This window comes from Sphingomonas sp. (assembly GCF_039594485.1).
Taxonomy (GTDB): Bacteria; Pseudomonadota; Alphaproteobacteria; order Sphingomonadales; family Sphingomonadaceae; genus Sphingomonas.
Genome location: NZ_JBCNNI010000033.1, coordinates 1 through 23,071, shown reverse-complemented (window position 1 = coordinate 23,071; position 23,071 = coordinate 1). Strand labels below are relative to the sequence as shown.

Here is a 23,071-nt window from a genome sequence, read left to right as displayed (position 1 = left end):
CTACTTCCCCTTGGCCGGAGCAGCAGGGGGTGCCATCGCCAGGATACGTTCCATTGCCTTGGAGAAGGCTGCCACTCCCGCCTCACCACCGACCGTCCTCCCGGCCTCCGCCAGGCGCTGCTGCAATACGGGTTGCAGTTCCAGCATCCGCTTGCCCGACGGCGAATCATAGAAGGCCGCGATCGCCTTCAACTCGTCCTCGGAGAAATTGCGCCGATACTCCTCGGCTGCCGCCTCCACGATGGTGGGGTAGCGCGCGCGGAACGCGGCCATCATTTCCTCGCCCGCGATGGTCATCGCCTGCTGACGGCCCTCGGGCGTCGCCAGCCGATCCTTGACCGGCTGCGGCAACGTGGCCGACCCTTGGATCGAGGTGACGATATTGCTCGAGACGAGCGGCATCAGGCTGGAGAACTGGAAGTCCAGCGTCCGCTCGAGATTCAGCTTTCCGACCAGCGCCCGCGCCGTCTCGATCCGTCCACCCGCATCGCGAGTCGCGGTGAGGGCAGGAGCCGACTGGGGGGTGGTCTGGGCCGCCACTGGCACGGCAAATCCCAGCGCCGCGAGCGCGAGAAGGCGCATCACGCCGCCACCTTCTCGCGCGCCGCCGTCTTCGCCCGCACCTTCAGCCACTGGTGCATCGCCTTGGCCACGTCGCGGCCGTCGCGGATCGCCCACACGACCAGCGACGCCCCGCGCACGATGTCACCGGCGGCGAACACGCCGTCCAGGCTGGTCATCAGCGTGCGGCCATCGACCAGCACCGTGCCCCAGCGGCTGACACCCAGTTCGGCCGAGCCGAACAGGGTCGGCAGGTCTTCCGCATCGAAGCCCAGCGCCTTGATGACCATATCGGCCTCCAGCAGATGGTCGCCGCCCGGCTCCACCTCGGGCGCGCGGCGGCCCGATGCGTCGGGCGCACCCAGCCGCATCTTGGCGGCGCGCACGCCCGTCACCGTCTCGCCGCCCTCGAAGCCGAGCGGAGCGGACAGCCACACGAACTCGGCGCCTTCCTCCTCGGCATTGGCGACTTCGCGCTGCGACCCCGGCATGTTCGCCCGGTCGCGGCGATACAGGCACTTCACCGACTTGGCGCCCTGGCGGATCGCGGTGCGGACACAGTCCATCGCGGTGTCGCCGCCGCCGATCACGACGACATTCTTGCCCTCGGCATTGAGCGCGCCGTTCTCGAACGCCTCGACGGTGTCGCCGAAGCTCTTGCGGTTGGAGGCGGTCAGATAGTCGAGCGCCGCGATCACGCCGTTCGCGCCCGCACCATCGACCTCGACGTTGCGCGCCTTGTAGACGCCGGTCGCGATCAGCACCGCGTCATGCCGCTGGCGCAGTTCGTCGAGCGAGGCATGCTCGCCGACCGAGAAACCTTCGTGGAAGACGATGCCGCCCGCCTTCAGCCGCTCGACGCGGCGCATGACGACGGGCTTTTCCAGCTTGAAGCCGGGGATGCCATAGGTCAGCAACCCGCCCGCCCGGTCGTGCCGGTCATAGACATGCACGTCATAGCCCGACACGCGCAGATATTCGGCCGCGGTCAGGCCCGCAGGCCCCGCACCGATCACCGCAACCGACTGGCCGCGGGCAGGTCCGGGGACCAGCGGCTCGACCCAGCCCTCTTCCCAGGCGGTGTCGGTGATGAACTTCTCGACCGATCCGATCGTGACCGCGCCGTGGCCCGAAAACTCGATGACACAATTGCCCTCGCACAGCCGGTCCTGCGGACAGATGCGGCCGCAGATCTCGGGCATGGTCGAGGTGCTGTTCGACAGTTCATAGGCTTCGCGCAACCGGCCCTCGGCGGTCAGACGCAACCAGTCGGGAATATGGTTGTGCAGCGGGCAATGGACCGAGCAATAGGGCACGCCGCATTGCGAGCAGCGCCCCGCCTGGTCCTCCGCCGCCGGTGGCGCATAACGCTCCGCGATTTCCCGGAAATCCTCCGCGCGCGTCGATGCGGACCGCTTGGCCGGATAGGCCTGATCGCGGGCCACGAATTTCAACATAGAATCGTTCGCCATATGCGCCTCCGAAGAGCCGGATATTGCGCAAACCATATCGTGTCACGGGCAAATCGTCACATAGGACAACATGACTGCCGCATTTGACGGGTATACCTTGGCCCCAAGCCTCCTATTGCGATCGATCCGCAATAAAATAGGTCCATATCGGTATTAATGGAGCGTCAGCAGCGCCAGGGCGATGCTGCCCGCGACGATTCGATACCAGGCAAACGGGCCGAAACCGTGCTTGCCGACGATCCCGACGAACCAGCGCACCACCAGCAGCGCGACGATGAACGCCACGACGAAGCCCACCGCAATCTCGATCGGCCCGACGCTGTTGCCGCTGCGCATCGCATCGAGATGCCCCGCCGTCTCGACCACGCTCGCGCCCAGCATGGTGGGGATGGCGAGGAAGAAACTGAACTCCGCCGCCGTCCGTCGCTCGACACCCAGGGTCAGCGCCCCCAGGATCGTCGCGCCCGAACGGCTGACCCCCGGGATCATCGCCAGACATTGCAGGAAGCCGACGCCCAGCGCGGTCTTGGCCGGGACCGCCGCGATGCCGCGCGTGTTGCCGGGCTTCACCACCCGTTCGATCACCAGGATCGCGAAGCCGCCGACGATCAGCGCGATGGCGACGACCTTGGGCTGGAGCAGCAACGCCTCGATATGCTTCTTGGCAAGCACGCCGATGACGGCGGCGGGGATGAAGGCGATCAACAGGTTGCGCACGAAACGGATCGAACCGGGATCGCGCCTGGCAAGACCGACCAGCACCGTCCAGAAGGTCCGCCAGTACAGGACGACGACCGCCAGGATCGCGCCAAGCTGGATGACGATGTTGAACATCTGCCACCGCGCATCGTCATAGCCGAGCAGCGCGCCCGCCAGGATCAGATGCCCGGTCGACGACACCGGCAGAAACTCGGTCACCCCTTCGACGATGCCCAGGATGATGGCGGCTATCAGATCGTTCACGCGAGTCCCCAAAAGCTAAGCCCCGCCGCCATAGGGCGACGGGGCTGCGAGCGAAACGACAAAGAGATCACGGGTGGGACGGTTCAGGCCGCCAGCGTTTCCGCCCGTCGCCCGAAGCGCCCCGCCTTGCGGAAGCGGATCAGATATTCGGGCGCCACGGTCGCCAGCGGTGCGGGCGTCACGCCCAGTTCACCCAGGCCCGACGCGCCGGCCGCCACGACATTGTCCTGTTGCAGCATCAACCACTGGTCGCGGCTGATCGGCGCCCCCGGCAGGCGCGCAAGCAGCGCTCCCGCAAAGTCGGGCAGCTCGACGAAGCTCGGCTTGCGGCCCAGCGTCTTGGCGATCCAGCGGATCAGCTCGCCCATGGTGACGATGTCGGGGCCGCCCAGCTCATAGGTGTGGCCGCCATGCGATTCGGGATCGAACAGCGCGGCGGTGATCGCCTGACCGACATCCCCGGCAAAGACCGGCTGGAACTTCACGCCCGCGCGCAGGATCGGCACGACCGGCGCGGCCACCATGCCCGCGAAGCGGTTCACGAACTGGTCCTCGCGACCGAACACGATCGAGGGGCGCAGGATGGTGGCATCGGGGAACGCCTCACGCACCGCCGCCTCGCCTTGGCCCTTGGTCCGGGCATAGGCGGCCGCACCATTCGCATCGGCGCCGATCGCCGAGACATGTGCCAGCGCGCCGACGCCCGCCGCCCGCGCGGCCTGGGCCACGGCGTGCGCCCCGTCGACATGGATGCGCTGCATATTGCCGCCCATCACACCGACCAGATTGACGACCGCATCCGCGCCTTCGATCGCCCGTGCGACGGTGTCGGGCCGCGCGATGTCGGCCGCGACGAACTGGGTCTGGCCCAGCCCGCCCTGCGTGCGGAGGAAATAGGCCTGGCGCGGATCACGCTGCGCCACCCGGACGCGCGCGCCCGTCCGCATCAGGTCGCGCGCGACATAGCGACCCAGGAAACCCCCGCCGCCGATCAGCGTCACCAGCTTGTTCGTCATGCCCGTCCTTATTCGCCAGATTTTTTGTGCCTCGCCCCTTTGCCCCGCAAAAAAGCCGTTGACAAGGATTCGAAGCCTCCCCTAAAGGCGCGGGCCTACCCCGTGCCCAGATGGCGGAATTGGTAGACGCACCAGCTTCAGGTGCTGGCGATCGCAAGGTCGTGGAGGTTCGAGTCCTCTTCTGGGCACCACCCCCTCTCATGCAGAGGGATCGCAGAAAACCGTGACTATCAGCCGCTCAGGCGGTACATCACGGGGTACATGCGAGCATGGGTCTTCCCGTGGAATATCAGCACGTACAGGCCGACAAACGTACCGGCCCTTGAGCTATCGGTGGGTTATCCGCCTGAGCTTTGCCCCTTCATTCCCGGCAACCCGACCGAGCTGAAGCGCTCGCTTGCGGGGACTGATCTGAGCAATTCAGTAACGGTCGCCCGTTACAGCGAAGCCGCTCGCCTATGGTTTGACACGGTCGAAAAGGCCGAGAAGCTTGCGACGCAGAAGTACGACAAGCCCACCCCCGCTCAGATCGCACGCCTTGCCCACAACCTGGGTGCATCCTTGAAGCGAGCATCGAACACGGCCTTGCGGTCCTTTCGAGATGCATTTGTCCACCCACTTAAGGACAGCCCTACGGATGAAGATGCGCCGACCGCACCGCGTCCCGCTGTCATGCCAGGTGCTGGAACTGATTCAGGAGTTGCGGGACCAAACCGGCCACCGCGACTATCTTTGTCCATGCATGGGCAATCCGAAACGGCCGATGTCAGAGAACGCCGTCAACCAGACGCTGCGCCGCCTGGGCTACACCCAGCACGAAATGACCGCACACGGTTTCCGCGCCATGGCGGCGACGCTGCTCAACGAGACAGGCATCTGGAACCCCGATGCAATCGAGAAGCAGCTCGCGCATCCTGATGTCAGTGCCGTACGGCGACGATTCTATTCACCCGACTGCGAACGGAGGGCCTGTCGGATCGCGGGCAAGATACTCGCTGCCAGCTTGCGGTGATCCGACATGGACAGATGAATGCCATCCACACCATGTGCGGTGCCGCCGATCGCCGCAGCAGCGTCGAACTGCGGAATGTGTGCAGCAGCGGCGGCCTCCTTGAACGCGGCAGCGAGTGCAGCCGACTTGTCGCGGCTGCCAGCATAGCGCCTGTTCCACTCCTCGATCGGGATCGTGGAAACCTGCGCCGGTGACACGATCAGCACTTTTGGGGCAGGATAACGAGTGCCGATACCGCCCGATGACGCCTGGACCTTTCGTGCAAGCGACACCGCGGCATCCGCGATCTGGCGAGGGGTGCGCCGGTATCGCGCCTGGAGATCGTTGGTGCCGAGCATGATGATGACGAGATCAAGCGGCATGTTCGCCGCGATTGACGCAGGCAGGTGCTTGGCGCCGTTGACGGTATCTGGCCGCATGATGCTGCCGGGCCAATCTTCGCCGTCGAGGTCGGTGGTGCGGAGGTTCAAGCCATCCTCGATCACCACGTAGCCGGAGCCAAGCTGCCGCTGCAAAATGCCCGTCCACCGCCGATCGGCTGGAAAGCGACGCGTCGGCCCACCGTCGCTGCGCGCTTCATAGCCCCAGCTATTGCTGTCGCCGTAGACGAGTATGCGGCGAGGCTCGGCAGCGACAGCCATTCCGCAAAGGGCGATGGGTAGCAGCGCTCCCACGGCCAACCAGACTCGATGTAGCATGGGCTGCAACCTTTTGCAGTGATCGATACGGAAATAGATGCGCTTGCGTTGTCGCTTGTCAACGTATTATTGTATCGATCACTATGAAAAAGGCTTCTCCGGTCGACAGTCGCCCCCGCGGCCGTCCGCGACAATTCGATCGCGACCATGCCGTCGCCACGGCGCTGTCACTGTTTAGAGCGCACGGTTACGAAGGCACCTCGATCGCGCATCTGACCCAGGCGATCGGGGTGTCCGCCACCAGCCTGTACGGTGTGTTTCCCAGCAAGGAGGCGCTCTTCGAAGAAGCCATCGCGCTATACCAAAACACCGAGGGGGCGTTCGCAGCAGCAGCGCTCGAACGGGCCAGTACGGCGTTCGACGCGATCCATGGCCTCCTTATGGAAGCTGCCGTCCGTTACGCGCGTAGCGATCGGACGGGCGGCTGCTTGATCGCACTGGGTGTCCTGAGCTGCGGCGTCGAACATCGCGAGATCGCACAACGGATGGAGGAGCGACGATCTGCCGCACGTGACGCGATCAAAGCTCGGCTTGATCGCGGCAGGCAGGCCGGTGAGTTGCCGCAGGCCGCGGACACCCGCGCGCTTGCGGCCTTCTACGCGGCTACCTTGCAAGGAATGTCTATCCAGGCGCGGGACGGCGCTTCTGCGCAAGAACTGGAAGGGATTGCGCAGACGGCCTTGGTGCCGCTGGACCTTTACCGCACATCACGCAGCATGAAGGCAGGCTCGACGAAGACATGATAAGCTGATCTGGCAACGGAAGGACGTTACGGGTTTTCGCATGTCATTCGTCACGACTTCTTGATGACCGACGATGATGTCCTGAAGCGCTGGTTCGTTGCGGACGTGCTGCCGCTGGAGCGCGACCTCGAGCGATATCTCGCGCGACATTGCCGGTCGCCGGACGATGTCATCGACCTCCGGCAGGAAGTGTACGAACATGCGGTGTCCTCCGCGCGCAAGGGGCTTCCGCTCAATACGCGCCCCTTCGTCCTGACGGTCGCGCGCAATCTGCTCATTGATCGTGCACGGCGGGCGAAGGTGGTCTCGTTCGAACAAATGGCTGACTTCGACGAACTGAACATACCCGATCTTGCCGAGGCGGATCGCGCGCTGACGGCGCGCGACGAACTCCGCCGGGCCATGGCCGGGCTGGATCAGTTGCCCCCTCGTTGCCGGGAGGTCGTGCGGCTGCGGCGCATGGAAGGGCTGAACATCCGGGAAACCGCCGATAGGCTCGGCGTCGGCCACCATACGGTCGAGCGGCAGTTGACGCTCGGCCTCCGGGCGTTGGCCAATTTCATGCTCGGCGGGAATGCGCGGATCGAACGCAAGCCGGGGCTGGCCCCGCGACGGAAGCGGACGCCATGACCGGCCGCAACGATATCGAAGAGTGCGCCGCGGCGTGGCTGGTACGCCGCGACCAGCCCGAATGGAGCGCGACGGATGACAAGGCGCTGAAAGGATGGCTGGCGCAGAGCGATGCGCACAAGGTCGCGTTCTGGCGGCTCGAAGCCGGCTGGGAGGCCACGGCGCGGCTCGCCGCGATGCGGAACGTGGCCGTCGAACAACCGCCGCTGTACCGATTGCGGGAAAGCCGCCCGCTTCAGGCGCTGGCGGCCAGTTTCATCCTGATATGCCTGTTCGCTGCGGCGATCGTGCCGGAATGGGTGCGAAGCAACCAGCCACCGCCGCTTCGCCGGTTCACCACCACCGTCGGCGAGCATCGCGCGGTGCACCTGCCCGATGGCAGCGCGGTGACGCTGAACACGGCCAGCGTGATGCGGACGGCGGTCAACAGTGGCCAACGTGCCGTCTGGCTCGATCGTGGCGAAGCCTATTTCGACGTGGCCCATGACACGAACCATCCATTCGTCATCCATGCCGGGGACCGGGTGGTGACGGTCCTGGGCACCCGCTTCTCGGTACGACGCGACGGCGGGATGGTCACCGTCGCCGTTGTCGAAGGTCGCGTCCGGGTGGAGGATGCCGCCGGGGGCGAGCGCGGGCGGGCAGCCGTCATCACCGCTGGTAACGTCGCCATTTCACGAGGAACGTCGATGCTGCTGACCGACCGGTCGCCCGCGCGGGCCGAAGCGGCGCTGTCGTGGCGGCGGGGCATGCTCACCTTCGACCGGACGACGCTGGGGGAAGCCGCGGCCGAGTTCAACCGCTATAATCGCCGTCAGATCCGTATCGCCGACCAGCAGGCGGCTGAGATCCGAATCGGGGGCACGTTCGAGGCAACCGACGTCGACGCGTTCGCGCGGCTGCTGCATGCGGGGTTCGGACTGGCGGTGCGCGAAGACGGAAATGTGATTACCATTAATTCCTGATCGGTTGCGTTACGACTTTCCGCGCGCCGTCCGTCTAGCGTTGCAGAAGGCCCGAAGAGGCCGTGCAGTATCGGAGGGGAATATGGCCGGAAAGTATCGGTTCCTGATCGTGGCGGCGCTCGCAAGTGCCTGGGCGACAACGCCTTCATGGTCACAGTCGCGGGCGGACACCACCAACCGGCTCCGCACCTACAGCATCGCGCCCGGATCGATGCGGGGCGCGCTGGACGCCTGGTCGCGGCAGTCCGGCACGCCGCTGCTCTACCGCAGTGAGGAAGTCGATCCGCTGCGCTCGCGCGGCATTCATGGGATGCTGGACGCCATGGCCGCATTGCGGGCGGTGGTGAGCGGCTCCGGCCTCATCCTGCATCGCGATCGCAGCGGTGCGATCGCCGTGACGCGGATGCCGGCCCCGGACCGCACGGCGGCGAGCGCTCCTGTCGCGGAACCGGCAGCAGCGCCCGCGCAGGAGGACGACAGCATCGGCGATATCGTCGTGACCGCGCGCCGTACGGCCGAACGCGGCCAGCGGGTTCCCGTGGCGATCACAGCCTTCTCGCAGGATGCGATCCGCGAAAAGGGTATCAACAACGGGACCGACCTCCAGAACTTCACGCCGTCCCTGTCCGTGGTCGGCGACGTCGCACGTAACCAGGAAACCTACACCATCCGCGGCATGGGCGGCACCGGCGGTCCGGGTACGGGCAGCGGTCCAGGCGTGGTCGGGTATTTCGCCGAAGTCCCCACCAGCGTCAGCGGTCCGGGCAATTTCTACGACCTCGCATCCTTGCAGGTCCTGAAAGGCCCGCAGGGAACATTGTTCGGCCGCAATACGACCGGCGGTGCCGTATTGCTGGAGCCGCAACGGCCGCGGATGAACCGGGTCGAGGGCTATATCGACGGTACGATCGGCAACCTCCAGCGCAAGAGCGTGCAGGGCGCGCTAAACGTCCCGATCATCAACGACGTGCTGGCGATCCGCCTCGCCGGGCAGATGGACAAGCGCGAAGGCTATGTCCGCGACGTCGTCAGCGGGCGCGACTATCTGAACCGCAACAATTTCAGCCTGCGCCTCGGCATCCAGTTCGATCCGACCGCAACGATCAGCAACTATACCGCTGTCAGCTACCAGGAGGTGGACGAGAATGGCGGGGGCAGCATCCTGCTCGCGGTCAATCCCGCACGCCCCTATGCCGCATTGCTGCAGCCCTATCTTGCGGCCCAGCAGGCACGCGGTGTCCGCCAGACCGCGCTGAGCGTGCCGACGTTCGAGAAGGCGAAGAACGTCCTCGTCCTCAACAATACCGAATGGCGCGTCAGCGATACGTTCACGCTCAAGAATATCTTCAGCTTCGCGCGCACCCGCTCGACCAGCGCCACCGACCGCGATTCGACGACGCTGCCGATTGCCGACCTGCTCGGCGCCTATCCCGGTAGCTGGAACAACAACCTGCGTACCATCACCGAGGAGGTGCAGGCACGCTACGACGACGGCACATTGCGGGTACAGGCGGGCGGCTTCTTCCTCGACCAGAAGACGCCGGCACCGCTGACCTTCGCGACGGTCAACCCGATGCAGGTCGGCGGCATCCTCGGCGGTGGTCCATTGCTGATCCCGCAGCCGTTGCAGGCGGCGCTCGGACTGACAAGTCCGCTCGTCCCTGCACTGAGCCTGCAACCGAGCGCCCATGTCGATGGACGCAGCAAGGCCGCCTATGCACAGGTCCAGTACAAGATCGTGCCGACGCTGACCGCCACCGCCGGCTTCCGCTGGACCTGGGACGAGTTCGGCGGTGATATCCAGAGCTATCAGGATCCCGCCAGCTACCAGATCTTCAACCGTCTCGCCGCACTCGGGATCATCAGCCCCGCGCAGGCGGCACAGGTGGTCGGGCTGAACGCCGGCCTGTGCGTCTATGACGCGTTCCGGGCCGTCGCCGCCGGTGGCTTTCCGACGCTCAAATATCCGAACTGCACGTCGCCGACCTTTCGGGGGAAGAGCGATGGCCCGACATGGCAGTTGGGGCTCGACTGGCAGGCCGATCCGCAGACCCTGCTCTACGCCGTGTCGCGACGGGGCTATAAATCAGGGGCGAGTAACCCGGTCGTCTCGCTGTTCCTCGGCGAGGATCATCCGCTGTTCGCGGTGAAGCCCGAGCAGGTGACCGACGCCGAAGTCGGGCTGAAGCGCGACTGGACCTTCGGCGATGTCAGGGCGCGCACGAACATCGCCGCCTTCTACACATGGTACAACGATATCCAGGTCATCCAGCGCGCCGCGATCGCGGGATCGGACATCCTGACCAATGCCCAGCGCGCGCGGGTCCTGGGGCTGGAATTCGAAGGCATGCTGGTGCCGGTCAAGGGCCTGACCCTCGGCGCGACCTATTCCTACAACTCCGCCAAGTACCTGCAATATGACACGATCGCGATCCCGGCGATCCCGCAGGCGCTGACCGCTGCGCAGCCGAGCCGCGACCTTGCCGGCACACCATTCTCGTTCGTACCGAAGCACAAATACAACCTGACGGCGAGCGTCGACTTGCCGATGCCGGAGCGTGAGGGGACGCTCCAACTCAGCGGCAACTGGTCGTACCAGACCAGCCAGCGCGTCACGCCCGAGGCCCAGCCGTTCGACACCATCGCCGGCTATGGTCTCCTCAACCTCCGCCTCGACTGGCGCGATGTGCGTGGTTTCCCACTCGACCTCGCCGTCTACGGCACCAACATCCTCGACAGGGAGTATCGGGTGACCGCCAATCCCAGCTACAACAATTCGGGCTTTATCGGCTCGATCTATGGCGAGCCGGCGCAATATGGCGTCCAGCTCCGCTATCGCTTTTAAGGGAGCAGTGGACATGATGCGCCACTCCGCGATCTTCCCTGTCGTCCTGTTGGCCAGCGCCAGCATTGCCCAGCAGGCGCCGAACGTGTTTCAGCCGAGCGCTGCCCAGACCGCCTTGCAATCAAAGGCACGCGCGGCTGGCGCCACCGGGCTTGCGGCATCGCCTGGGCCCGGCGGCGGCATGATCCTGAACGGTATGATCGAGGGGCGCCGGTTCGTCCTGACGATCCCGCCGAACTGGACCGGCGAGACGGTGCTGTTCGGGCAGGGCTATGCGCTGCCGGGTACACCTCCGACCGTACCCGCCGATCCGCTGGCGAAGGACCCGGGGGGCGGGTTGTTCAACCATCTTTACGCGCAGGGGATCGCCAGTGGCATCGCGGCGGTGGACAAGAACGGCATCGCAACCGAGACCGCGACGCGCAACACCATGCGGCTGCGCGCGCTGGCGGCGAAACTTGGGGCGACACGCTTCTACGCGGTCGGCGGTTCGATGGGCGGCAATATCGTCCTGTCGCTGATCGAAAACCACCCTCGGGCCTTTTCCGGTGCGGTGGCGATGTGCGGGGTGACGCAGGGCTGGCTGGCGATGGTCCGGCAACTGAGCGACATGCGCGGCGCCTATGACGTGCTGACCGAGGGAACGCCCTATGCACTGCCCGGCGCCAAGGACCTGACCCGCTCGGCGCTGCCGATCGTGCCGCCGGCCAACGATCCGACGCCAGGTGATGCGTTCCGCGAAGCGCAGAAGGCGAAGCTGCTGTCGCCGATCTTGGCACTGTTCCTTGCTGCCAAGGCGAACCCGCAAGGACCGGAGGCGCGGATCATCCGGCAGGTCGCGGCGGTCGGCGGCTTCGCACCCGATCCGGCGGCGCTGGGCGCCCCCATCTCATCGGCAGCGCTCGGCATGGACGATATCAAGGCCACGATGGGCGGCCTGCCGATCGGTAACCGCAATATCGTCTACGCACCGCCGGAAATGGATGCGGCGCAAGCGGCGGCGTTCAACCGCAAGATGCAGCGCTACGATGCCGATCCCCGCGCAGTCGCCTATGCACGGCGCTGGCACGAGGCGACCGGCCGGTTCCGCATACCGCTGGTGACCGTACACCAGACGATCGATTCACTGGTCCCGTTCGCGCAATCCGAGGGGCTGGGGCGGATCACCGCTGCCGCCGGCAACGGCGCGCGGCTGGCGCAATATGCGGTTCCGCCGACGACGATCCCGCTGCCTGGCGGGTTGACCGGCTACACCCATTGCGGGTTCACGCCGGCCCAGAACATCGCCGCATTCGACGCGATGCGCACCTGGGTCCGCACCGGCCGCAAGCCGGCACCGGACGCGGTGCGATGACGATCGATCGACGCGATCTGCTCGGGCTCAGCGCGGCGGTCGCGGCGACGGCGGCGCTGCCAGCACGCGCCGCGAAGCCCTCCCCGTTTCTATGGGGTGCGGCGACGGCGGGACATCAGGTCGAGGGCAGCAACGTCAATGCCGATATCTGGCTGCTCGAACAGGTCACGCCGACCGTCTTCGCCGAACCGTCCGGCGATGCGTGCGACAGCCTGCACCGCTGGCGCGAGGATGTGGCGATCGTCCGTTCGCTAGGGCTCAACTGCTATCGATTCTCGGTCGAATGGCCGCGGATCGAACCGGCCAAGGGCCAGTTCTCGCAAGCCTGGCTCGACCATTATGCCCGCATCGTCGACCATTGTCGCGAACAGGGCATCGCCCCCGTCGTCACCTTCAGCCATTTCACCGCCCCGCGCTGGTTCGCCGCCGCCGGCGGCTGGGAACAGGCGGACGCACCGGCGCTGTTCGCACGCTACGCGGATCGCGTCGCACGCGCGATGGCGGCAGGGATCAGCCATGCGCTGACCTTTAACGAACCCAATCTGGCGCTGGGCGGACGCTGGAGCGCCAGCCCTCCCCCGCCCGCCTTCGCGGCGCGCATGGCCGCGTGCGTCGCGGCGGCGGCGAAGGCGAGCGGATCGGACCGCTTCTCCGTCCTGAACGGCGGCGATCCCCGGCCCATGATCCCCGGCATCACCGCAGCGCATGTCCAGGCCCGTGCGGCGATCAAGGCCGTCCGGGGCGACCTGCCCGTCGGCCTCAGCCTGGCGATCCCGGACGATGTTGCGGTCGGGGCGAACAGCGCGATCGAGCGCAAACGCGCCGATGTCTACGGCCCGTTCTTCGCGGTGATGGACAAGGACGATTTCGTCGGCGTCCAGACCTATGGCCGCGCCTATATCGGTGCGGAGCGCGAGATCGCGCTGCCCGCCGATGCGGCGCGCCGTCCCGACGGGCGCGAATGGTTTCCCGCCGCAGTCGGCAATGTCGTGCGCTATGTCCACCGCGCGACCGGCAAGCCGGTGCTGGTGACCGAAAACGGCATCGACGCCGCCGACGACCGCGAACGCGCGCGGTTCATCCCCGCCGCGATCGCATCGGTAGAGGCCGCACGGCGCGACGGCGTGCCGGTGCTGGGCTATATCCACTGGTCGCTGCTCGACAATTTCGAATGGTTTTCGGGCTATGGCCCCAGGTTCGGACTGGTCGCGGTCGACCGCAGCAGTTTTCGCCGCACGGTGAAGTCGAGCGCCCGCACCTATGCCGCCCTCGTGGCGGGAGGGCGGTGATGCGGCGCCTGGCGATCATCGCGCTGGCCCTCTCGGTCGTGGTCGGCCAGCCGGCGACAGCGCAGGACGTGGCCGTGCCGGCCTTTACCCTGCCGCCATCCAGCCAGCTCAGCGCCGAGGCCCGTCAGGTGCTTGCGCGAATGAAGGCGGAAACGGCACCGAAGGACATCGCCGGCGATCTGGTACGGCAACGTGCCTTCTACCAGCAGTGGAACGACCGCCGCCTCGCCGAGATGCGCCGCCACTTCGCGACACGCGAGCGGCGGCAGAGGATCGCGGGCGTACCCGTTGCCATCGTCGAACCGACGACCGGCATCCCCCCTGGCAATGCCCGGCGCGTCCTGATCAACGTCCATGGCGGCGCCTTCCTGTGGGGATCGGGCAGCGGCGCCTTGGTCGAGGCGATCCCGATCGCCGCCGTGATGCAGGTGCGCGTCGTCACGGTGGACTATCGGCTGGCACCCGAACACCGCTATCCGGCCGCGTCCGAGGATGTGGTGGCCGTTTACCGCGCGTTGCTCAAGACGCATCGCCCTGAGAATATCGGCATCTATGGCTGCTCCGCCGGCGGCATCATCACCGCGCAGGCGACCGCCTGGATCCGCAAGATCGGACTGCCCCGCCCCGGCGCGATCGGGACGTTCTGCGGCACCGGAGCCCCCTATTCAGGGGACAGCCCCTACCTTGCCGGGCCGATCACGGGCGGCGACATCGTGCCGACGCCCGTGCTGCCCGCGACCTTGCCGACGCCGTACATGGCCGGCGTGGCGGGCAGCGATCCGACGGCCTATCCCCTCCAGTCAGACGCGGAGACCCGCGCGATGCCGCCGACCTTGCTGCTCGCGGGCGGACGCGACTTCGCGGTCAGCGCCCTGACGCGCGCCCATCGGCGGCTGGCCGCGGCCGGGGTGACGAGCGAGCTGCAACTGTTCGACGGCCTGCCGCACGCCTTCTTCATGTGGCCCGACATGCCAGAATCCACCGAAGCCTTTCGCCTGATCGCGAGCTTCTTCGACCGGCATCTGGGCCGGCGCCCCCGATAGCCAAGGAGTATGCCCGATGCGCGCCTTTCCCTTACCGTCCCTGCTCATTGCCGGTGCCGTGGCGCTGTCCACCCCGATCGTGCCGGTCGTCGGACGGGACGTTCCGGCGTCCAGCCAGCAGATGCTCGCGGCGAAGGCCACACGGTTGGGGGCGACCGAGGTCACCGCGACGGCTCGAGCGGATGGTGGTGTCACGATCAACGGCCGGCTCGACGGCAACCAGTTCGCGCTTGCCTTCCCGCGGGAATGGACGGGCGACGGCCTGCTCTATGCGCATGGCTATTCGGCTCCCGGCACGCCGGTGGCGGTATCGCCCGATCCGGTCGACAAGGGACCGGGCACCGGGGCACTTGGCGAGGCCTATGCACAGGGCTTCGCGGTCGGCCACAGCGCCTATGCCAAGGCCGGGCTGGGCGTGGAAGCCGGAGCAAAAGCCACCGCCCGCCTGCGCGACCTGCTGGCAAGGATGGGCGGAAAGCGCCTCTACGTGATGGGCGATTCGATGGGCGGCGGGATCGTCGTCACGCTCCTCGAACTATACCCCAGGGCCTTTGCCGGTGGCTTCGCCCGCTGCGGCGTCGTTGCCAATTGGCAGGACCTGCTCCGACGTCTGATCGACATGCGCCTGGCCTATAATGCCCTGACCAAGGGCACGCCCTATGCGCTGCCCGGCAACCAGGACGTTCGCCACGACGCGATGTCGTCACGTCCGCCCGCCGGAACCCCGGACACGGCGGCACAGGCCTATGTCTTCGGCCAGATCGCCAAGGTCGGCATGCCGCCACTCGCCTTGTGGACCGCCGCGCAGAAGGACCCGACCGGCCGCGAGGCACGGATCGTCCACGCCGTCACCGAAATCGGCGGGTTCGACTATGACGCCGCCTCGCTTGCCTATCCGCTCGTCACCGCTGCACTCGGCGCCGACGACATGGCGACCACCGCCGGCGGCTGGGTCCATGGCAATATCGGCAAGGTCTATGCGGCACCATCGCTGACGGCCGAAGAGAACGCAGCGCTCAACCGCGACATCCAGCGGGTCGAAGCCGCGCCACAGGCCATCGCCTATCTCCGCAAATGGCGCACCGCCACCGGCCGGATCGAGGTGCCTTTGGTCACCCTCCACAACCGGATCGATTCCCTGGTCCCCTACGCACAGGAAGCGCAGTTGGCCGCTGCGGTGGCAAAGGCCGGACGGACCGCGAAGCTGGCGCAGTTCACCGTCCCACCGACCCGCGCCCCGCTGCCCATCGGCGGGATCGAGGGCTATACCCATTGCGGTTTCGACAAGGGGCAGACGCTGGCCGCATGGAATGCGTTGCGTGTCTGGGTCGAACAAGGCCGCAAGCCCGACGCGGAACTGCGCTGACCATGGGCTATCGTTTCGCCACCCCGGCGCCGGAAGCCTATGCCTATCCGCTGCTGATCCGCCACCTGCTGCAAAGCGCGCTCGACGTGCGCAGCCCGTGCGAGATCGTGGGCACCGATGGCCGCCGCCACGACTATCCCGAATTCGCACGGCGGGTCGGTCGTCTCGCTGCGGTGCTGGCAGATCATGGGATCGGCCCGGGGGACGTGGTCGCGGTGATGGACTGGGACAGCCACCGCTATCTGGAAGCCTATTTCGCCGTGCCGATGATGGGCGCGGTGCTCCAGACGGTGAATGTCCGCCTGTCGCCCGACCAGATCGCCTATACGATCGCCGATAGCGGTGCCCGGTTGCTGCTGTTCCATGCCGACTTCGCAACGCTTGTCGGCACGATCGAAGGGCAACTGCCGGCGCTGACCTGCAGGATCGCGATGCACGACGGATCGCCGGTGGGGGACATGGCAGTCGCCGGCGACTATGAAACGTTGCTGGCGGCGGGCTCCGACCTCTTCCCCTTCGTCGATTTCGACGAACATGCGCTCGCGACGACCTTCCATACGACGGGAACGACCGGATTGCCCAAGGCGGTCGCGTTCAGCCACCGGCAGATCGTGCTCCACACGCTGGCAGGCCTCGCGACGATGGCCGGACAGCCCGACCATCAGGCGCTGCGTCGCGACGACGTCTACATGCCGCTGACGCCGATGTTCCATGTCCACGCCTGGGGCCTGCCCTATGTCGCGACGCTGCTGGGGCTGAAACAGGTCTATCCGGGCCGGTATCTCGCCGATCGGATCGTGGCACTCGGCGAGAACGAGGGCGTCACCTTCTCGCACGGCGTCCCGACCATTGTGCAGATGCTGGTCGAGGCGCTCGGCGAACGCACGCTCGAGCGCCCGTGGAAGATGGTCGTCGGCGGCTCCGCGCTGCCGGGCAGCCTGTGCGATGCCGCCCGCGAGCGCGGCATCATGGTGTTCGCCGGCTATGGCATGTCCGAAACCGCGCCGGTCGTATCGATCGCGCGGAACGATCCGGGCGACTCGCTCGACAGCACCGAGCATTGCTGCCTCGCCGGGCGTCCCATCCCGCTCGTCCAGGTTCGCGTCGTCGACGAGCGCGGTGCCGACGCCATGGAGGGAGAATTGACGGTACGCGCGCCGTGGCTCACGATGGGCTATGGCGACGACCGGCATGCGTCGGACGCACTGTGGCGCGGGGGGTGGCTGCACACGCAGGATGTCGTGCAGGTCACCCCGCGCGGCGACATCGTCGTCCGCGACCGGCTGAAGGACGTCATCAAGTCCGGCGGGGAATGGATATCCTCGATCCAGATCGAAGAACTGTTGATGCGCCATCCGCAGGTCGCGGCGGCGGCAGTCGTCGGCGTACCCGACGATCGCTGGGGCGAGCGGCCGATCGCATTCATCGTACCCGTGGCCGAAGCACCGGACCTGCCGACGATCCTCGTCCACCTTTCGCAATTCGTCCGCCAGGGCGTCATCAGCCGCTATGCGCTGCCGGACCGACTGATCGTCCTCGACGCCTTGCCCCGCACGAGCGTCGGCAAGATCGACAAGAAGGCCCTTCGAATCGGCGCGTTGAGCGTGGCCGGCGGATGAAGGCCGCGCGAATGGTCCGCGCGGCCTTTGCATCATGGGCGCTCCCCTGCCGGCCAAAGGCCGGCATCGGCGATCACCGCGAGCCGCTCTCGGTTTAGAAGGAGAAGCCGATCCGACCCATGAACTGTCGCGGCGTTCCCGGCGTCACCCACAGGCGCGAATAGGAACTCGCGTAATAATTGGTGTCGAACAAGTTGGTGACTTCACCCGAAATGCGGATGGACTTGGTGGGTGAGAAGGTCATGAGCGCACGGGTCAGCGTATAGCCGGGAAGGTAGAAGAACGATCCATCAGAGAAACGGAAACCTGTCTCGCCCAACCGCTTGCCCACATAATTCACCCCGGCGCCCAATGTAAGGGCGAACTCGCCGATCTCGAAGTCCTTGAAGACGAGGGCACTGGCGCTGTTCTTGGGAATCCCGATCAACGGATCCCCCTTGCGCAGCGCGAAACCGAAGTTCGGGTCGATCGCATCCTTCGCCACCTGGGCATCGATATAGGAATAGTTGAGCTGGACCCGAAACCCGGCGGGCAGCTTCCCCGACAGTTCGAATTCGGCCCCCTGGCTCTCCGCCTCGCCCACGGCCAGCGAAAAGCCCGAATTGATCGGATCGGCCGTCAGCACATTCGTCTTCTTGGTGTTGAAATAGGCGAGCGTGCCGGTCAGGCGTTCGTTGAACAGGGAAAGCTTGGCGCCCCCTTCATAGGAGCGGGTTCGTTCCGGCGTGAAGGGCTGGTTGTCGAAGGTCGTGCCGGTATTCGGCCGGAAGCCGCGACCGTAATTGGCATAGAGCGAGAGGGCGTCGGACAGCAGGAAGGACAGGCCCGCCTGCGGATTAAAGGTCGACCGGCTCTGCCCGGTGCGCGTTCCGGCGAAACGGTTGAGGATATCCTGTTCGAAATTGTCGTAACGGCCACCGACGCGGACCTTCAGGCGGCGGGTGACATCGATCTGATCCTGGAAATAGACGCCATAGGAAAACTGGCGCTCGATATAATTCTGGAAGGTCGGCGTCGCCGGCAGCTTGCCATAGGAGGGCGCGAAGATATCGACGCTGTTGCCGATTGCCGCAGTCCGCTGTGACGCGACCGCTGGGGGGCGATAGCGCCCCTGGACGATGATCATCTCATAATCGTCCCAGTCCGCCCCGACGAGCAGGTGGTGACCAAGACCGAAGGTGTCGAACTTGCCGCTGACTTCACCGCGGAAGGTGATGTCCGTCGTGTTGTAGTCGCGATAGCGACGGATGCGCGAGAGGGTCCGGCCGTCGGTATAGAGCTTCTGCCGCCCCGCCGCCAGTTCGGCCTCGGTCGAATAGCCCAGCAGCGAGGTTTCGCGATAGCCTGCCCCCAGGATCATCGACCAGTCCTGGCTGAAGTCGTGCTGGAGCTGCACCTGATGGCCCAGCGCCTGCACCTTGATCGGCCCGTCGCCCGGTTCGCCCAGGAAGCGGGAGATGGGCAGGGTATCGAGTTTGCCGTTCACCGCGACGATGCCGCGATCGAAGGGAACCTCCTGATGGATATATTCGAGTTCATAGGACAGGCTGGTGTCCGGGGCCATTTTCCACAGGAAGGAGGGCGTGACCGTCCATTTCCGCGTATGGAGCGAGTCGCGGAAGCTGTCCGTCTTTTCCGCAGCCCCGGTCACCCGCATCGCCAGCGAGCCCGAAAGCGGCACATTGATATCACCTTCGCTGCGCAGCGTGTTGAAGCTGCCATAGGACAGCGTGCCGCTGCCCCCGAGTTCGAAATGGGGCTTCTTGGTGATGATGTTCACGGTGCAGCCGGGTTCGCCGCGACCGAACAGCGCCGAATTGGGCCCTTTCAGGATGTCGATCCGCTCGACGTTCGACGTGTCGCGCGCCCCGCCATAGCCGCGTGCGGCGTTGAAACCGTTGACCAGATAGTTGCTGGCCGAGCTCTCGTCGCCGGCAAAGCCGCGGCAGGCGAAGCTGTCGAAGATGCCGCCGAAATTGTTCTGCCGCGCGATGCCGCTGGCAAAGTCGAGCGCGTTGTCGAGGCGCGTGATGCCCGCGTCGCGCAATGTCTGAGCGGTGAGGACCTGAACGCTCTGCGGAACCTCGATGGCCGGAATGTCGGAGACATATTGCTGACGCTGTCCGGTGACGACGACATCACCGGTGCCCTGCTCGGCGCCCGACGGGTCACCGTCCTGCATCTCCGCCCTGGGAGAAAGCTGTGCCGCGGCGTTCCCCGCGATCAGGTGACAACTGGCCGCGCCCAGCAAAAGAAATGTGCGAAACGTCATCATGGCCCCCTTTGAGAAATGTCGGTTTTGACCGTTCTCCTGACCTGTCGCCCCGCTGCTTCTTTGTATGTATTTGCAATCAGGCTATGGCTTGGCGTGTCACGAACAGGTTTCTGACCTGCCGATCATGCGCGCCGCTCACAGGCATTTTGTTGCGAATCGGTGACAGCGCCGCACGTTTATGGCGCGAAGACTTTTCCGATGCGCAGGAAATGCCGGTGCGCTCAGCCGGTCGGCAACAGCCGTTCGGCCAGCGCCGTGAACCAGCCGATCCCCAGCGGAAGGACGGCATCGTTGAAGTCATAGCGGGGATGATGGAGCGGGGCGCCATGGGCCGCATCCCCCTGCCCCAGCCACAGATAGGCGCCGGGCCGCTCGCGCAGCAGGAAGGCGAAATCCTCCGAGGTGAAGGCCGGATCCTCCGCCATCGCGACATCGGCGCATATCGTCCGCGCGGCGTCGAGCGCTTGCACGGCGGCCTCCGCATCGTTGATCGTCGCGGGATAATAGCGGTCGTAATCGATCGCGATCTCGGTTTCGGTCGCCTGGGCGACACCCGCGGCGATGGCGCGGATCGACTCCTCGATCCGGTCCTGAACCACGGGATCGAAGGTGCGCACCGTGCCCATCACCTCGACCTGCGCGGGCAGCACATTATGCGCATGGCCGCCCGCGATCCGGGTGACCGACAGCACCGCCGACCGCTGCGCCGGAACGCGGCGCGAAACGATCATGTTGAGCTGCTGCACGAGGGTCGCCGCCGCCAGGATCGCATCGGGGGTGGTGTGCGGCATGGCGGCATGGCCACCCCGGCCAGAGACGGTGATGCGGAACTTGTCGGCGGACGCCATGATCGGCCCGGCCCGCGTGCGCGCCGCCCCGACCGGCAGGTCGGGCCAGTTGTGGAGCGCGAAGACCCGGTCGCAGGGAAAACGCTCGAACAACCCATCCTGCACCATGGCGCGCGCGCCGCCCAACCCTTCCTCGGCGGGCTGGAAGATGAAGTGCACCGTGCCCGAGAAGCGGCGCGTTTCGGCAAGATGCCCGGCCGCGCCCAGCAGGGTGGCGGTATGACCGTCATGGCCACAACCATGGAAGATGCCCGCACGGGTGCTGGCATAGGCGGGTTCACCCTCCTCCTGGAAAGGAAGCGCGTCCATGTCGGCGCGAAAGCCCAGCGCGCCCGGCCCGTCGCCATGCCGCAGCGTCCCCACGACGCCGGTGCCGCCGATCCCGGTCGTCACCTCCAGCCCCAGTGCCCGCAACCGTTCGGCGACGATGCCCGCCGTCCGATGCTCGTGAAACCCCAGTTCGGGATGCGCATGAAGGTCGTGGCGCAGCGCCGTCAGCGCTTCGATCGCACGGGGGGAAACGGACAGGGCCATGACGGCCTCCTATGATGGCAGGGAACGGGCGATCAGAAGCGCTCGCTGAACAGCGTCTCCAGCGGATCGAAGCGCTTCACGATCGGCGATTTGATCACGACATAGCTGAAATATTTCTCGATCCCGAAATCGCTGTCGAGGATCGCTTCCATCGTTTCCTGATAATGCGCGACGTCGCGGGCGATGAACCGGACCAGATAGTCGTAGCCGCCGCTGACCAGATGGCATTCGGCGATTTCGGGCACGTTCTTGGCCCGCTGTTCAAAGCGGGAGAAATCGGCGCTGCGGTGATCCTTCAGCGTCATTTCGGTGAAGACGGTCAGGGTCGATCCCAGTTTGGCCAGCGACAGATGCGCGCCATAGCCGGTGATGTACCCGCTGCTCTCCAGCCGCTTGACGCGCGCCAGCACGGGGCTGGGCGACAGGCCCACGGCATCCGCCAGCTCGACGTTGGTGACGCGCCCGTTGCGCTGGAGATGCGCCAGGATCTTGAAATCAAGCCGGTCGAGTTTGGGAGCGTGCTTCATAAGCGATAGGATCATCCTGACGGATTGGCAGCAGATTATGCCATTATGTCACAAACCTCGCGCTGGGCCAGTACCTCGTCCAGAGTCGCGCGCAAACGCTGGACCAGGATCGCCATGTCCTGCTCGCTGCAACTCAGGGCCGGGGCGAGACCGATCGTCCCGTCGCCGAATGCGCGAAAGATTATGCCGTGGCGATATCCCGCCTGTGCCAGCCGCTCGGCCAGACCGAGTTCGCCGGGGAAGCGCGCCTTGGTCGCTTTGTCGCGGACCAGTTCCAGCGCCGCCAGCATCCCCGCCTGTCGGACGTCGCCGACCAGCGGGTGGTGGCCAAGCTCGGCCAGGCCCGCCGCCAGTTGCGGCGCGCGTTGCTGTCCGTTGGCGAGGATCCCGCCCTCCTGATAGAGGCGCAGCACCTCCAGCGCGACGGCGGCGCTGACCGGATGGCCCGAATAGGTCGCGCCGTGGCCGACCGGCAGATGGCTGTCCGGCCCGTCGGCGATCCCGGCATAGATCGCCTCCGACATCAGCACCGCCCCCATCGGTACATAACCAGCGGTCAGCCCCTTCGCGAGCGTCATCAGGTCGGGCTCCACCCCTTCCGTCTCGCAGGCGAACATCGGCCCGGTCCGCCCGAAGCCGGTGATGACCTCGTCCACGACCAGCAGGATGTCGAGTTCGGTGCAGACGCGCCGCATCGCGGTCAGCCAGCCGGGCGGCGGCACGATGACCCCGCCCGACCCCTGCACCGGCTCGGCGAAGAAGGCGGCGACATTCTCCGCCCCCAGTTCGGCCACCTTGGCCCGCAGGTCGGCGACCGAGCGGTCGATCACCGCCTGCGGATCATCGCCGACCGGGCTGCGATAGGGGTAGGGGGCGGGGATGTGATGCTGCCAGCCGAGCGGCAGATCGAACTGGCGATGGAAGGCGGGCAGCCCGGTCAGCCCCGCGCCGGTCGTCGAGGAACCGTGATAGCCCTTGTCGAGGGCGATCATCTGCTTCTTCGCCGGGCGCCCCGTCGCATTGTAATAATGGGTGATGAAGCGAACGGCGGAATCGACCGAGTCCGACCCCCCGAGCGTCAGATAGACGCGGGTCAGGTTGGCGGGCGACAGTCCGACCAGCGTCTCGGCCAGCCGGATCGCGGGTTCGCTCGCATAGGAGAAGTAGCCGGTCGCATAGGGCAGCCGCCGCATCTGCTCGGCCGCCGCCTCGACGATCGTCTCCTGCCCATAGCCGACATTGACGCACCACAGCCCGGCGAACGCGTCGAGCAGGCGGTTGCCGTCCATGTCGGTCAGGTACATGCCGTCG

General features: G+C 66.2%; 19 protein-coding genes and 1 tRNA gene. 11 read left to right on the top strand and 9 right to left on the bottom strand.

The annotated features are described in order from the left end of the window. The 4 genes from ABDV78_RS14960 to ABDV78_RS14945 all read right to left on the bottom strand — a co-directional run bounded on the left by ABDV78_RS14960 (position 1) and on the right by ABDV78_RS14945 (position 4,012). On the bottom strand, positions 1–582 hold the full coding sequence (locus ABDV78_RS14960; protein ID WP_343528242.1) for a DUF2059 domain-containing protein: 582 nt from the start codon (positions 580–582) through the stop codon (positions 1–3). Next, positions 582–2,033 carry an NAD(P)-dependent oxidoreductase gene (locus ABDV78_RS14955; protein ID WP_343528226.1) on the bottom strand — a complete coding sequence of 484 codons (1,452 nt, stop codon included), beginning with the start codon at positions 2,031–2,033 and terminating at the stop codon, positions 582–584. Before ABDV78_RS14955 ends, ABDV78_RS14960 begins: the two co-directional genes overlap by 1 nt. Before the next feature lie 153 nt (positions 2,034–2,186). Then, on the bottom strand, positions 2,187–2,996 hold the full coding sequence (locus tag ABDV78_RS14950; RefSeq protein WP_343528224.1) for an undecaprenyl-diphosphate phosphatase: 810 nt from the start codon (positions 2,994–2,996) through the stop codon (positions 2,187–2,189). 83 nt (positions 2,997–3,079) lie between these two features. Next, a complete protein-coding gene (locus ABDV78_RS14945) occupies positions 3,080–4,012 on the bottom strand; it encodes a complex I NDUFA9 subunit family protein (protein ID WP_343528222.1) in 933 nt (310 codons plus the stop codon). A gap of 104 nt (positions 4,013–4,116) precedes the next feature. Between ABDV78_RS14945 and ABDV78_RS14940 the strand changes: the two genes are divergently transcribed. Further along, positions 4,117–4,203, top strand: a tRNA-Leu gene (locus ABDV78_RS14940). 446 nt (positions 4,204–4,649) lie between these two features. Then, complete coding sequence (locus ABDV78_RS14935) at positions 4,650–5,024, top strand: tyrosine-type recombinase/integrase (RefSeq protein WP_343528221.1); 375 nt, start codon at positions 4,650–4,652, stop codon at positions 5,022–5,024. Here ABDV78_RS14935 and ABDV78_RS14930 read toward each other — a convergent pair. Continuing rightward, positions 4,955–5,665, bottom strand: coding sequence for a GDSL-type esterase/lipase family protein (locus tag ABDV78_RS14930; RefSeq protein WP_343528220.1), 711 nt, complete (start codon positions 5,663–5,665; stop codon positions 4,955–4,957). The two genes, ABDV78_RS14935 and ABDV78_RS14930, sit on opposite strands and share 70 nt — an antisense overlap. 140 nt (positions 5,666–5,805) lie before the next feature. On the opposite strand from ABDV78_RS14930, the gene ABDV78_RS14925 reads away from it, so the two are divergent. The 9 genes from ABDV78_RS14925 to ABDV78_RS14885 all read left to right on the top strand — a co-directional run bounded on the left by ABDV78_RS14925 (position 5,806) and on the right by ABDV78_RS14885 (position 17,576). After that, complete coding sequence (locus tag ABDV78_RS14925) at positions 5,806–6,465, top strand: TetR/AcrR family transcriptional regulator (RefSeq protein ID WP_343528219.1); 660 nt, start codon at positions 5,806–5,808, stop codon at positions 6,463–6,465. A gap of 63 nt (positions 6,466–6,528) precedes the next feature. Further along, positions 6,529–7,095: an RNA polymerase sigma factor gene (locus ABDV78_RS14920; protein WP_343528218.1), complete on the top strand. Its 567-nt coding sequence runs from the start codon at positions 6,529–6,531 to the stop codon at positions 7,093–7,095. Next, positions 7,092–8,060 carry a FecR domain-containing protein gene (locus tag ABDV78_RS14915; RefSeq protein WP_343528217.1) on the top strand — a complete coding sequence of 323 codons (969 nt, stop codon included), beginning with the start codon at positions 7,092–7,094 and terminating at the stop codon, positions 8,058–8,060. Before ABDV78_RS14920 ends, ABDV78_RS14915 begins: the two co-directional genes overlap by 4 nt. Positions 8,061–8,142: 82 nt before the next feature. Continuing rightward, a complete protein-coding gene (locus tag ABDV78_RS14910) occupies positions 8,143–10,905 on the top strand; it encodes a TonB-dependent receptor (RefSeq protein WP_343528216.1) in 2,763 nt (920 codons plus the stop codon). Positions 10,906–10,918: 13 nt separating this feature from the next. Further along, positions 10,919–12,259, top strand: a complete 1,341-nt coding sequence (locus ABDV78_RS14905) for an alpha/beta fold hydrolase (RefSeq protein ID WP_343528214.1) — start codon at positions 10,919–10,921, stop codon at positions 12,257–12,259. Continuing rightward, on the top strand, positions 12,256–13,548 hold the full coding sequence (locus ABDV78_RS14900) for a family 1 glycosylhydrolase (RefSeq protein ID WP_343528213.1): 1,293 nt from the start codon (positions 12,256–12,258) through the stop codon (positions 13,546–13,548). Before ABDV78_RS14905 ends, ABDV78_RS14900 begins: the two co-directional genes overlap by 4 nt. Continuing rightward, positions 13,548–14,591: an alpha/beta hydrolase fold domain-containing protein gene (locus ABDV78_RS14895; RefSeq protein WP_343528212.1), complete on the top strand. Its 1,044-nt coding sequence runs from the start codon at positions 13,548–13,550 to the stop codon at positions 14,589–14,591. Before ABDV78_RS14900 ends, ABDV78_RS14895 begins: the two co-directional genes overlap by 1 nt. Positions 14,592–14,607: 16 nt before the next feature. After that, positions 14,608–15,957 carry a hypothetical protein gene (locus ABDV78_RS14890; protein ID WP_343528210.1) on the top strand — a complete coding sequence of 450 codons (1,350 nt, stop codon included), beginning with the start codon at positions 14,608–14,610 and terminating at the stop codon, positions 15,955–15,957. A gap of 2 nt (positions 15,958–15,959) precedes the next feature. Beyond that, positions 15,960–17,576 (top strand): long-chain-fatty-acid--CoA ligase, encoded by a 1,617-nt coding sequence (locus tag ABDV78_RS14885; protein WP_343528209.1) that lies wholly within the window; start codon positions 15,960–15,962, stop codon positions 17,574–17,576. Between the two features lie 94 nt (positions 17,577–17,670). Here ABDV78_RS14885 and ABDV78_RS14880 read toward each other — a convergent pair whose 3' ends face one another. From ABDV78_RS14880 to ABDV78_RS14865, 4 genes are all read right to left on the bottom strand, one after another. Then, positions 17,671–19,851, bottom strand: coding sequence for a TonB-dependent siderophore receptor (locus ABDV78_RS14880; RefSeq protein WP_343528208.1), 2,181 nt, complete (start codon positions 19,849–19,851; stop codon positions 17,671–17,673). A gap of 221 nt (positions 19,852–20,072) precedes the next feature. After that, complete coding sequence (locus ABDV78_RS14875; protein WP_343528206.1) at positions 20,073–21,233, bottom strand: M20 aminoacylase family protein; 1,161 nt, start codon at positions 21,231–21,233, stop codon at positions 20,073–20,075. A gap of 32 nt (positions 21,234–21,265) precedes the next feature. Then, on the bottom strand, positions 21,266–21,760 hold the full coding sequence (locus ABDV78_RS14870; protein WP_343528205.1) for an Lrp/AsnC family transcriptional regulator: 495 nt from the start codon (positions 21,758–21,760) through the stop codon (positions 21,266–21,268). Between the two features lie 35 nt (positions 21,761–21,795). Further along, a partial coding sequence (locus ABDV78_RS14865) for an aminotransferase class III-fold pyridoxal phosphate-dependent enzyme (protein WP_343528204.1) occupies positions 21,796–23,071 on the bottom strand: 1,276 nt, incomplete at its 5' end.

Bases quoted from the DNA above. Each gene is read 5' to 3' on its own strand.
- ABDV78_RS14890 (WP_343528210.1), top strand. From the start codon at position 14,608: ATGCGCGCCTTTCCCTTACCGTCCCTGCTCATTGCCGGTGCCGTGGCG.
- ABDV78_RS14935 (WP_343528221.1), top strand. From the start codon at position 4,650: ATGAAGATGCGCCGACCGCACCGCGTCCCGCTGTCATGCCAGGTGCTG.
- ABDV78_RS14930 (WP_343528220.1), bottom strand. From the start codon at position 5,665: ATGGCTGTCGCTGCCGAGCCTCGCCGCATACTCGTCTACGGCGACAGC.
- ABDV78_RS14895 (WP_343528212.1), top strand. From the start codon at position 13,548: ATGCGGCGCCTGGCGATCATCGCGCTGGCCCTCTCGGTCGTGGTCGGC.
- ABDV78_RS14905 (WP_343528214.1), top strand. From the start codon at position 10,919: ATGATGCGCCACTCCGCGATCTTCCCTGTCGTCCTGTTGGCCAGCGCC.
- ABDV78_RS14920 (WP_343528218.1), top strand. From the start codon at position 6,529: ATGACCGACGATGATGTCCTGAAGCGCTGGTTCGTTGCGGACGTGCTG.
- ABDV78_RS14910 (WP_343528216.1), top strand. From the start codon at position 8,143: ATGGCCGGAAAGTATCGGTTCCTGATCGTGGCGGCGCTCGCAAGTGCC.
- ABDV78_RS14885 (WP_343528209.1), top strand. From the start codon at position 15,960: ATGGGCTATCGTTTCGCCACCCCGGCGCCGGAAGCCTATGCCTATCCG.
- ABDV78_RS14900 (WP_343528213.1), top strand. From the start codon at position 12,256: ATGACGATCGATCGACGCGATCTGCTCGGGCTCAGCGCGGCGGTCGCG.
- ABDV78_RS14870 (WP_343528205.1), bottom strand. From the start codon at position 21,760: ATGAAGCACGCTCCCAAACTCGACCGGCTTGATTTCAAGATCCTGGCG.
- ABDV78_RS14925 (WP_343528219.1), top strand. From the start codon at position 5,806: ATGAAAAAGGCTTCTCCGGTCGACAGTCGCCCCCGCGGCCGTCCGCGA.
- ABDV78_RS14945 (WP_343528222.1), bottom strand. From the start codon at position 4,012: ATGACGAACAAGCTGGTGACGCTGATCGGCGGCGGGGGTTTCCTGGGT.
- ABDV78_RS14960 (WP_343528242.1), bottom strand. From the start codon at position 582: ATGCGCCTTCTCGCGCTCGCGGCGCTGGGATTTGCCGTGCCAGTGGCG.
- ABDV78_RS14875 (WP_343528206.1), bottom strand. From the start codon at position 21,233: ATGGCCCTGTCCGTTTCCCCCCGTGCGATCGAAGCGCTGACGGCGCTG.
- ABDV78_RS14880 (WP_343528208.1), bottom strand. From the start codon at position 19,851: ATGATGACGTTTCGCACATTTCTTTTGCTGGGCGCGGCCAGTTGTCAC.
- ABDV78_RS14915 (WP_343528217.1), top strand. From the start codon at position 7,092: ATGACCGGCCGCAACGATATCGAAGAGTGCGCCGCGGCGTGGCTGGTA.
- ABDV78_RS14955 (WP_343528226.1), bottom strand. From the start codon at position 2,033: ATGGCGAACGATTCTATGTTGAAATTCGTGGCCCGCGATCAGGCCTAT.